This is a genomic window from Micromonospora sp. NPDC005206 (assembly GCF_040608175.1).
GTDB lineage: Bacteria > Actinomycetota > Actinomycetes > Mycobacteriales > Micromonosporaceae > Micromonospora.
Window position 1 is genome coordinate 1 of sequence record NZ_JBEXHU010000054.1, and the last position, 9,317, is coordinate 9,317.

11 protein-coding genes and 2 pseudogenes are annotated in these 9,317 nt (G+C 69.8%); 11 read left to right on the forward strand and 2 right to left on the reverse strand.

Annotated features, from left to right (window positions below; all coding sequences use genetic code 11):
* The first annotated feature begins 622 nt into the window (after positions 1–622).
* The 10 genes and pseudogenes from ABZU69_RS36400 to ABZU69_RS36445 form a co-directional block, all read left to right on the forward strand.
* Positions 623–1,249 carry an RNA polymerase sigma factor gene (locus ABZU69_RS36400; protein WP_354968771.1) on the forward strand — a complete coding sequence of 209 codons (627 nt, stop codon included), beginning with the start codon at positions 623–625 and terminating at the stop codon, positions 1,247–1,249.
* 16 nt (positions 1,250–1,265) lie between these two features.
* The gene (locus ABZU69_RS36405; RefSeq protein WP_354968772.1) at positions 1,266–2,294 is read left to right on the forward strand and encodes a hypothetical protein; all 1,029 of its coding nucleotides are present in this window, start codon (positions 1,266–1,268) and stop codon (positions 2,292–2,294) included.
* A 157-nt stretch (positions 2,295–2,451) separates the two neighbouring features.
* Entirely contained in the window at positions 2,452–2,829 is a 378-nt protein-coding gene (locus ABZU69_RS36410; protein ID WP_354968773.1) for a metalloregulator ArsR/SmtB family transcription factor, read from the forward strand.
* Between the two features lie 173 nt (positions 2,830–3,002).
* Positions 3,003–3,350, forward strand: a complete 348-nt coding sequence (locus tag ABZU69_RS36415; protein WP_354968774.1) for an XRE family transcriptional regulator — start codon at positions 3,003–3,005, stop codon at positions 3,348–3,350.
* Positions 3,319–3,508 (forward strand): annotated as a pseudogene (locus ABZU69_RS36420) (hypothetical protein). The gene ABZU69_RS36415 and the pseudogene ABZU69_RS36420 overlap by 32 nt, the downstream one beginning before the upstream one ends.
* 254 nt (positions 3,509–3,762) lie before the next feature.
* Positions 3,763–3,939 (forward strand): hypothetical protein, encoded by a 177-nt coding sequence (locus tag ABZU69_RS36425; protein ID WP_354968775.1) that lies wholly within the window; start codon positions 3,763–3,765, stop codon positions 3,937–3,939.
* Positions 3,940–4,513: 574 nt separating this feature from the next.
* Positions 4,514–5,941 (forward strand): DEAD/DEAH box helicase, encoded by a 1,428-nt coding sequence (locus ABZU69_RS36430; RefSeq protein WP_354968776.1) that lies wholly within the window; start codon positions 4,514–4,516, stop codon positions 5,939–5,941.
* 196 nt (positions 5,942–6,137) lie between these two features.
* Positions 6,138–6,341 carry a cold-shock protein gene (locus tag ABZU69_RS36435; protein ID WP_210908447.1) on the forward strand — a complete coding sequence of 68 codons (204 nt, stop codon included), beginning with the start codon at positions 6,138–6,140 and terminating at the stop codon, positions 6,339–6,341.
* Between the two features lie 14 nt (positions 6,342–6,355).
* Positions 6,356–6,481 (forward strand): hypothetical protein, encoded by a 126-nt coding sequence (locus ABZU69_RS36440; RefSeq protein WP_354968777.1) that lies wholly within the window; start codon positions 6,356–6,358, stop codon positions 6,479–6,481.
* 44 nt (positions 6,482–6,525) lie between these two features.
* Positions 6,526–6,750, forward strand: a pseudogene (locus ABZU69_RS36445) (methyltransferase); the annotation flags it as partial.
* 20 nt (positions 6,751–6,770) lie between these two features.
* Here ABZU69_RS36445 and ABZU69_RS36450 read toward each other — a convergent pair.
* Positions 6,771–7,910 (reverse strand): helix-turn-helix domain-containing protein, encoded by a 1,140-nt coding sequence (locus tag ABZU69_RS36450; RefSeq protein ID WP_354968778.1) that lies wholly within the window; start codon positions 7,908–7,910, stop codon positions 6,771–6,773.
* Positions 7,911–8,043: 133 nt separating this feature from the next.
* A complete protein-coding gene (locus ABZU69_RS36455) occupies positions 8,044–8,457 on the reverse strand; it encodes an NUDIX domain-containing protein (RefSeq protein WP_354968779.1) in 414 nt (137 codons plus the stop codon).
* Positions 8,458–8,580: 123 nt separating this feature from the next.
* On the opposite strand from ABZU69_RS36455, the gene ABZU69_RS36460 reads away from it, so the two are divergent.
* The gene (locus ABZU69_RS36460) at positions 8,581–9,261 is read left to right on the forward strand and encodes a TauD/TfdA family dioxygenase (RefSeq protein WP_354968780.1); all 681 of its coding nucleotides are present in this window, start codon (positions 8,581–8,583) and stop codon (positions 9,259–9,261) included.
* Positions 9,262–9,317 lie beyond the last annotated feature (56 nt).

A 9,317-nucleotide genomic window follows, 5' to 3' on the forward strand; every position in this document is an offset into this window, starting at 1 on the left:
CGCCGAACACGAAGCCCTACACGCGATGACCCACCCGGTCACCGCACCCCTGAAAACCAGCTAACCAACTCTCCATCAAACCCGGGGCTTGACAGACGGACGGTGAGTGGGGGTGCCTGGCCGGTGGGTCGACGGTATGACCACAGGCGGTCGAGGAAGGTGTCGTGAGGACTGACAGTGCCTCACACGGCCTTACACGACCTCACATCAGCAGGTCAGAGGCCCGCGCCGCGACCAACAGAGAGAAGTCGAGGGCCTCCAGGGGCACTCGCCCATGCCCTTCCCTAGCGAAGTAAGTAAGGAGCTTGGGCTCGCTCCGGTGCTTTCGCCCTCACATGAGGTGGGCGTTACTGTGACGTGGTGCCGACCTATTGGTGGGGTGGTGAGTTCCTACCGTTGCCCGACTTGGGGCCGCTTCACCGCGCCGGCGTGGCAGTGCGCCGATGGCCGTTCGTCGTGGCGAGTGTCTGGGCGTGCCGCCCGGGCTGCCGCAGCCGCGAGCGCGATCAGGTTAGTGGGGGGCTGAAAGGCGTGGACTCAGGTCCGGTCAGCGGACCAGGCAGTCATCGGGTTCGCTGGCTCCGGCGTCCGCTGGTTCCCGTGGCCGGGGAACGGGCATGGCATGGCCGGTGAGCTGAGCGAGGCCGTCGCTGCGGCGCAGGCCGGTGATGAGGACGCCTTCCGCTTCCTCTACCGCACCCTCCAGCCGAACCTGCTGCGCTATTTGACCGCGCTGGTGGGCGCCGACGCGGAAGATGTGGCGTCGGAGACCTGGTTGCAGATCTCCCGGGACCTGCCCAGCTTCACCGGCGGCGATTTCCGGGCCTGGACCGTCACCATCGCACGGAACCGGGCCATGGACCACCTGCGCCGGCAAAGCCGGCGCCCGTCGTTGCCGGTGCCGATGCACGCGCTCAGCGAGCTGGCTGGCGACGCCGACACCGCCGAGCGAGCCGGGGAGACCATCGGCACCGACGCCGCGCTCTCGCTGATCGCCATGCTGCCACCCCGGGAAGCCGAGGCGGTCCTGCTCCGGGCCGTCATCGGCCTGGACGCCGAGACCGCCGGGCGGGTGCTCGGCCGGCGGCCCGGCGCGGTGCGGACCGCCGCGCACCGGGGGTTGCGGCGGCTCGCCGGGCTGATCGAGCGCTACGACCCGAGCCAGCCACCAGCCGCGCCCGAGACCAGCGCGCGGCCGCGCGGCGACCGGCGCAGGCAGGCGCCGCACGCCGAACCGGCGGATGGTTGACGTGAGAGGATTCAGGATGAGTTTCCGCCGCTCCGGCCAACTCGCCGACCGCGCCGCGGCCGACCGGCTCCTCGACGCGGCGCGCGCCGCAACGTCCACGGAGGGTGCCGTCCGGGCCGACCCGCTCGCCGGGCTGCTCGCCGCGGCGGCCGCCCCGGCGCGCCCTGTCGAGCTGGCCGGGGAGCAGGGGGCGCTGGCGGCCTTCCGGGCGGCCCGCGCTGCCCCGGCATCCGCGCCCGCCCGGGTCCCCGGCCGCCGCCGGTTCACCGCCGGCGCCCTGGCCTGGGCCGCCGGGGTTCTCGCCACCGCGACCGCCGGCGCCGCCTTCGCGGCGGTCACGTTGGACCCTCCCGGGGAGACGGTTCCGCCGTCTGGTCCGGCGACTCCCGCCCCGACCACCGGCCGCCCCGACGGATCCCCGACCGGCGGTGGCGCGCCCACCACCGGCGATCCGGGCCGGTCCCCGACCGCCCCGTCGGCCCGGCGGAGCCCGAGCAGCGGTCCGGAGGACAGTGTGCAGCTCGGCGGGCTGTGCCGGGCGTACCTGGCCAAGAAGCCGGCCCAGCGGGAAAAGGCGCTAGAGACCTCGGGGTTCCAGCCGCTGGTGGCCGCCGCCGGTGGCGCCGCGCAGGTCGACGCCTACTGCCAGCGCCTGGTCCCGGACACCAAGCCCGCCAGCAAGAACGGGTCCGGTACGAAGAACAGCTCCGGCACCGGGAGCGGGTCCGGCACGGCGAAGAAGCCCGGCACGACGGCCGAGCCGAGCCGGCCGGCGAAGGTTAGGCCATCCCACCCGGTCACCGGCCGGCCCACCGAGAACCGGGGTACTGACCGGCCCGCCCCACGCAGCGCCGCCACCGAGCCCCGGCGGGGGCCACGACCGTTGAGGCTCGCTCGCACGGATGATCAAACTCGGCAGGCCCCGGGGGCGGAGTTGAGTGGTGACCGGCTGACCCTGGCCGATGCCGATCCCTCCGAGGGTGTTTCTCCCGCCCGGCCGTCGGTGTTCGGCTCCGGCAACAGCGGCTCGATTAACGCCCACTGAGCACAAGCCGGAGGGGTAACCACGACGAGCGGACATCCGGACACCGAGCCCGGCCGCGGTCGCCGCTGTCACGCCGTCCACATCAGACCATCTCGAACACGCTCATAGGCATCGTGCATTGGCGATATGTGCGTGGGTGGATGCTGCTGGTGGAAGGATGGAATATGTGGGAACTGCGTTGGCTGAAATGACTATGCCTCAGATCTCGCCGCTTGCCGGCGAGTCGATCGAACGTACCGATGCCGAGCGGCTGGCGGGGGTCCTGAAGGCCCTCGCCGATCCTGCCCGGCTGCGGCTGCTCAGCCTGATCCAGTCGGCCCCCGAGGGCGAGGCGTGCGTCTGTGGCCTGACCGCGCTGGTCGGCCTCTCGCAGCCGACGGTCAGTCACCACCTGCGTATCCTTACCGAGGCCGGCATGCTGGAGCGGGAGAAGCGCGGTGTGTGGGCCTACTACCGGCTGGTGCCGAGCGCGATCGCCACGATCGCGGATCTGCTGACCCCGCCACGCAAGCGATCAGCGCGGAGAACCCGCTGACGCGTGACAATTTCACCGTGGGGGCGGGTGCGACCTACCTACCTTGTGGCGATGCGAAGGGCTCATAAAGGGTCACGACTGAGGATGGACCCAGTGGCGATCACATCGCAGGCGGCCTTCGCCCAGTTCGTTGTGGGGCAGTCCAAGACGCCCGGCAGGACCGCGGCTGGACCGTGGGCGACGTCACCAGGCACACCGGTGTCAGTCGCTCGACCCTGTTCCGCTGGCTCGCCGGCGATTGGCAGCAGTATCCGGAGCTGGCCAAGGTATGCGGCCTATGCGCCGCACTCGACCTGCCCATCGGGGCGGCGATGCGACCGCTCGTGCTGCCTGGCGCCACCCGCCGGGGGCGGCGACCGCAGCGCGGAGGAGGTCGAGGCCGACACCAGCGTCATTCGGCAGCGGATGGCCGACAAATCTGTCCCGAGGCCGAGAAGCATCAGATCCAGAACCCGTCCCGGCGGTTGTGGGTTGCGTACGGTCGAGGACGTGGACGTGCTGCTGCGCGGCGGACCGGTTGACGGCGCTGGTGCCCGGCGGCGGGGAGGCCGTCATCTCGCGGGCCTGCCTGTACGAGATCACGCCCGAGTTCGGCCGCCGGCGCAGACGCGGCCTGCGCGTGTACCGGCACCGCCCCGACTGCTGCGGGCCGTACGGCCGAGGCGCCGAGGACCGCTGAGAGTGACCTGCCCGTCCGGATGTGCGCAGCATGACGCCACCTCACCCTGCGGGCATTGCCTTCCTGAGCGGATGTCCGGCGAGCGCATCCACGGACCGATCGAAGCGATTCAACCGCGCGCCGACGGCGACCACCTTCGACTCCCTCGGCGGACGTACCTCCCAGCCATCCAGTCAGACCCAAGCAGGTCATGTCATGAGCTGTTCGACTCTCATCGCCGGCGCCGAGACGGGCCGCGCCTACACAGTGCGCCGTTGCACTGGGCGACCACCCCGACCGGGGGCACGATGGGTGCGGCGGTCGCGGGTCGCGGCAGCACCCTCGACGGGGACACGTTGATCGGGATGGCCGACGCGAAAATGTATGCGGGCAAGGCCGAGCGGCGGTCCGCCGCCGCCCCAATTGCTGGTCCAGTCGTGGAGAGGTGCTGATCCAGCTGATCCACCTGCACAGGACGTCGGTACCTACGACGCGTCGAACCGACACCCGGGGTAGCCTTTACTGACTGGGCTCCGTGGCGTCGTGATGCCTAACGAGCGGGCGATGGGCGCCGGTCGTCGGCTTCCGGTCGGGGTCACCCTCGAGACGGAACGGGGTGCGCAGGCGAGTCATCGCAGCCAAGCTTGCGTCAACGGCAGGTGTGTGGTCGAAAGGCGCATCTGCTCCCGGTGCTTCACGGAACAAATTCGAGTCATGCGCGGTTACATCAGTCAAGAACTGCTCCAAGTTTGCGCGCCAACGCCCGACCCACCCGCTCGCACATGCAAGCCGGGTGCGGAAAATGAGCGGGGCGCATCCGGCCGCTCGCCGGGGGGCGTTTGGACGCTCGGCCCGTCGAACCCTAACCCAAAAAGCCATCGTGTACGGCCTGGGCCGGGGCGCGGGTAGATTGATCAACCGGTCCGCCGGTTCCGACCACGGCCTGCATTTGATGTCGACCACCACGCGCCGCGACCAATCGGTCAGCGCCGTGCAGGGCGACCCCTTTTACGTTCGGAGACTCCCATGGCGGCACGCCGCGCCAGCACGACGCCCCTTGTCACGCCCACCTCCTTCGCTGACCTCGGCGTGCCCGGCCGCCTGGTCGCCGCGCTCGAGCAGGCGGGCATCAGCACGCCATTCCCGATCCAGGCCGCGACGCTCCCGGATTCACTCGCCGGACGCGACGTGCTGGGTCGTGGCAGGACGGGATCGGGCAAGACATACGCCTTCGCTCTCCCGGTTCTCGCCCGGCTCTCGGCCGCCACGTCTCCGCGGCTGCCCGGCCGCCCGCGCTCGCTCATCCTGGCGCCCACTCGCGAGCTGGCGACCCAGATCGAGGCGGCGATCGCACCGCTGGCCAACGCGCTGTCGCTGCGGACCCTGACGGTCTTCGGTGGGGTGAGCGCGCGGCCACAGGTCGGTGCACTGCGTGCCGGGGTCGATATCCTCATCGCCTGTCCCGGTCGGCTCGCCGACCACGTGTCGACCGGCCACGCGATCCTCGACGCCGTCGAGGTCACGGTGCTCGACGAGGCGGACCACATGGCCGACCTGGGCTTCCTGCCGGTCGTACGGCGACTCCTCGACACAACACCGCCCCGCTCCCAGCGGCTGCTGTTCTCGGCGACGCTCGACGCGGGCGTCGACGTCCTCGTGCGGCGGTACCTCTCCAACCCAGTCACCCACAGCGTCGACTCGGTGATGTCCCCGGTCGCCGCGATGACCCACCACGTGCTCCGGGTGCGTCACGATGATCGGCTCCCCGTCTTGATCGACCTGACGGCCGCCCCGGGGCGCACGCTCGTGTTCACCCGCACGAAGCGGGGCGCCAAGAAGCTGACCAGTCAACTGGTCGCCTCGGGCGTGCCCGCCGTCGAGCTGCACGGCAACCTGGCGCAAAACGCCCGAACCCGCAATCTGGCGGCGTTCTCCGCCGGCGACGCCCGCACACTTGTCGCGACCGACATCGCGGCGCGCGGTATCCACGTCGACGATGTGGCTCTCGTGATCCACGCCGACCCTCCGGCCGAGCACAAGGCATACCTGCACCGCTCGGGGCGGACCGCGCGTGCCGGAGCGAGCGGCACCGTCGTCACCCTGATGACCGACGACCAGGTCACCGACGTGCGCGACCTCACCCGCCAGGCCGGCATCAACCCGACGATTACCCGGCTTGGCCCCGGTGACTCGCTGCTCACCGAACTCGCCCCGGGCGAGCGCCGCTTCGTGACGCCTCCCGTAGCGACGACGGCGCCGCATCACGGACGAGGCCACAGCGCCACGGGGCGCCCGGATCCGCGCACAGCGACGGGCGGATCGACCGCCCGCGCGGCGCGCGGGACAGGCTCGGAAAGTCGTCGGGCGAGTGCCGCGGAAACCACGTCCGCGCCACGGGGCGCCGCGGCGTTCTCTCCCGGCACACGGGTTGGTAGCCGGCGCGGTCAGCGCTGACAGCGAAGACACCGCGCGGGCGCCGCCCCCGTGCTAGCCTCACCGGGTTGCAGCCTTCGGTTTGTCGCATACTTTGCCAGCGCCTGGTGGGTACCTAACCCGCCAGGCGCTCTTTGTTCTGCCGGTTCTTCCGGACCAGCAGCGACGACAACCGAGGGCCCGTACATGGCTCCATCAGCTACTCAGAGGAGAAGACATGGCATTCGGCACAGTCAAGTGGTTCAACGCGGACAAGGGTTTCGGCTTCATCGCGCAGGATGGCGGCGGCGCTGACGTCTTCGCCCACTTCTCCGCCATCTCATCGAGCGGGTTCCGCAGCCTGGACGAGAACCAGCGGGTCGAGTTCGACGTCGAGCAGGGCCAAAAGGGCCTTCAGGCCGCCAACATCCGGCTGGTCTGACGTTTGACTCCGCCGTGCGTGGCGACGAGGCCTCGCCCGTCGCCACGGCGGTGGCTGAGACCACGGACCGGCGAAAGCCGATCCGTTCCGACACCGCGGTCCTGCCCGGCCTCGAACCGCTGGTGCTGCACGCGCTGTAAGCCCCCGAGTCGCGGCCGGGACCGCCAGCACCGACCGGCTCCGGCTGGCCCTGGTGCCAGAGGTGCGACTGGTCATAGCCGAGGACGCGATCGTCCTCTGGGCCCGGCTCGAAGCCGAGGCGGGGCACGTCCTCCCGCCGCCGTTCTAGGCGTCGGCCTGGACCGGCGGGCAGAGTCTCGCGCGTTACATCCTCGATCACCCGGACACCGTGGCCGGTCGCCATGTCCTCGACCTCGCAACCGGCTCCCGACTGGTCGCTATCGCCGCGGTGCACAACGCAATGCGGGATTATGGTGCCTGGATGCCGGCCGGGTTGGGCTCGGGGACGCGGAGCCTGTCCAGCGCTTGGCGCGCGAGCTCCCCGACAGCGGGAAGATGCGACGTGCAGGCCCGGAGGGTGCGCTGGATCTGGTGAGGTAGGCGGTGCTCCTCGGCGATGGCGATGGCAGCCTGGAACGCCGCTTCGGCTTGGGATGTGCCGCGGCAGGCCAAGAGCACTTCGCCGGTAGTGACGTGGAGAATCGCCTGCCATTGCGGTGGTATCGCGGTGGTGGACATACGGTGGCGATCGAGCAGGTCGGTGGCCAGGTCGTGTCGGCGTGTGTGAACCAGCCCGCGCAGGTGCACTTCATGGAGGGCGTGAAGGCTGGTGAGTCCTGTGCCGGGTTTGGCGTCGACCAGTTGCCAGGCGCTGGTGATGGCGTGGTCGAACAGGACGGGGTCGCCGAGTTCGCCGGCGGCTCGGGCGAGCTGTACCAGGGCGGCACCTCGGTCGGGATCAGGCACCAGTTCGACTGAGCGTCGAAGTCGGGCAACGGCGGCGTGGTGCCGTTCGACCTTGCGCAGCTCGTTGCCGTGCACGCGGAGGGTGAAGGCGATCAGGTCCTGGTCGTGGAGGTGTTCGGCCAGCCACAGCGCCCGGCCGGTCCAGCGGGCGGCACTGACCAGTCGCTCCTCGGGCAAGACGTAGCCGAGTGAGACGCCGAGTTCGGCGCGGGCACGTGCAAGCAGGAGCATCACATCCCGCTCAACATGCCCGTCGGCGACCCGGCTCTCCAAGCGGGTGACCAGCGGCCAGAGCTCGTTGACGGCTTCGGCGCCGCGCCCGGACTGCCGTGCGATCGCGGCGAGGCGGATAGTCGACTCGCCGAACTGGAGCATCGCGGTGAAGTCGGCGTCGTCGGGGTCGCTCACCCCGAGCGTGTGCGCAGGCACGCCGAGGTGGCGTGCAATCCGTAGCCGGGTGGCGACATCGCTAATCTCCCGCCGCCCCGTTTCGATCATCGAAATGTACGTCGCGTCGTAGCCGAGCAACTCCGCAAGACGTCGTTGGCTCACTCCGGTCGCGGCCCGGTAGGTGCGAATGATGACCGCGAGATCGCCGCTGGCCAGCGCGGCCCGTGCGGTATCGCTGGTCCACAACCACAAGGCCGAGCCTCCGTGGCGCTGGCCAGGGACTGGCAGGGCGGCACCGGCGATGGCGTGGCACGCCGGGCACAGCGGCGACGCACTCCAGCGGCCGACCCTCGCCCCGCAACCGCCGCACTGCATCGTCGGTCGCCTACATGACTCGGGCACTGAGTTTGGCGTACCAGGTCGTGATGGACCTCTTGTACCCGTCTGGCATGCGCAGCGCCGCGACCTCGGCCTCGGTGAACAGGCCGACTTCCTTGTGTTCGTGGCTGACGACCGGATCGGCGTCGGTGCCGAGGTGGCAGCCGTACGTGATGATCAGGACATCGACGTCGTCGCGGATGTGGTACTGCCAAGCGTCCAGCAGCGGTCCAGAGGTCACCTGCCAGCCGACCTCCTCAACGATCTCCCGGGTCACGCAGTCGGCCGGTTCCTCACCGAGATCCAGCTTCCCGCCCGGCAGCTCCCACTCGTCGCGCTCGTTGCGTAGCAACAGCACGCGGCCGTTGCGAACCACGACGCCCTTCACGGAGACAGGGAACAGCTGCGGCTGGTTGCTCATCGACCGGATTCCCTCCACTGGTGCAGGACCTGGACCGTCCGGAACGTAGCACGGTCATTGCTCGCTAAGGGCGGCTCGGCATTGACAATCCGTCACTTGATCCATGCGGTAGGTGCGGCCACGGTGAACGCCGACGAGCGATTCGCCGGAGGTGACCAGATGCCCGACGTTGACGACCTGCCCCACGTGGACTTACGCGACCCGGACAGCACGGCTCGCATCCTGAGTGGCCTCACCACGCACGGCATCACGATCTTCCAGGGCGGAATCGATCGGGACGATGTGCTCTATGCAGCCCGGTCACTGATCAGAATCCGCGAGCACCGCGACAGCGACTCCGATGGAGTGACCACCATCGCCCAGCGGCTAGCGTCCGAAGACGGAAAGACCAGCCTCGCGGGCTTCACCGATCGCGAGCTGTTGCCCCACACCGAAGGATCCGCTGTATGCCGGCCACCGCGCGTCCTGATGCTCGCATGTCTTCGACCGGCGCAGACCGGTGGACGCAGTCATCTGGTGGACGGTCGCGACCTCTACGACGAGATCGCCCGCGCCGAACCCGCCATACTCGCGGCGCTGTCCACGCCCCGATCCGCGTACTTCGGCGGAGGATCCGGCCACCTCGGCGCGGTCTTCCAGCAGACGACCGAAGGCCGGATAGCCGTCCGGCTGCGCCTCGACGAGCTTGCGCGTTTCGCGCCGATGGTCGCGCTATATATCGACCGGCTTCGAGCGCTTGTCCAGCAGCAGATCATTCCAGTTGACCTAGTACTCCAGCCGGGGATCGTGATCATGGCTCGATGAGGGCTTGTCGGGTGTAGTGGCTGGCCTTGGCGCGGGCTTGGTGGCGGCGTCGGCGG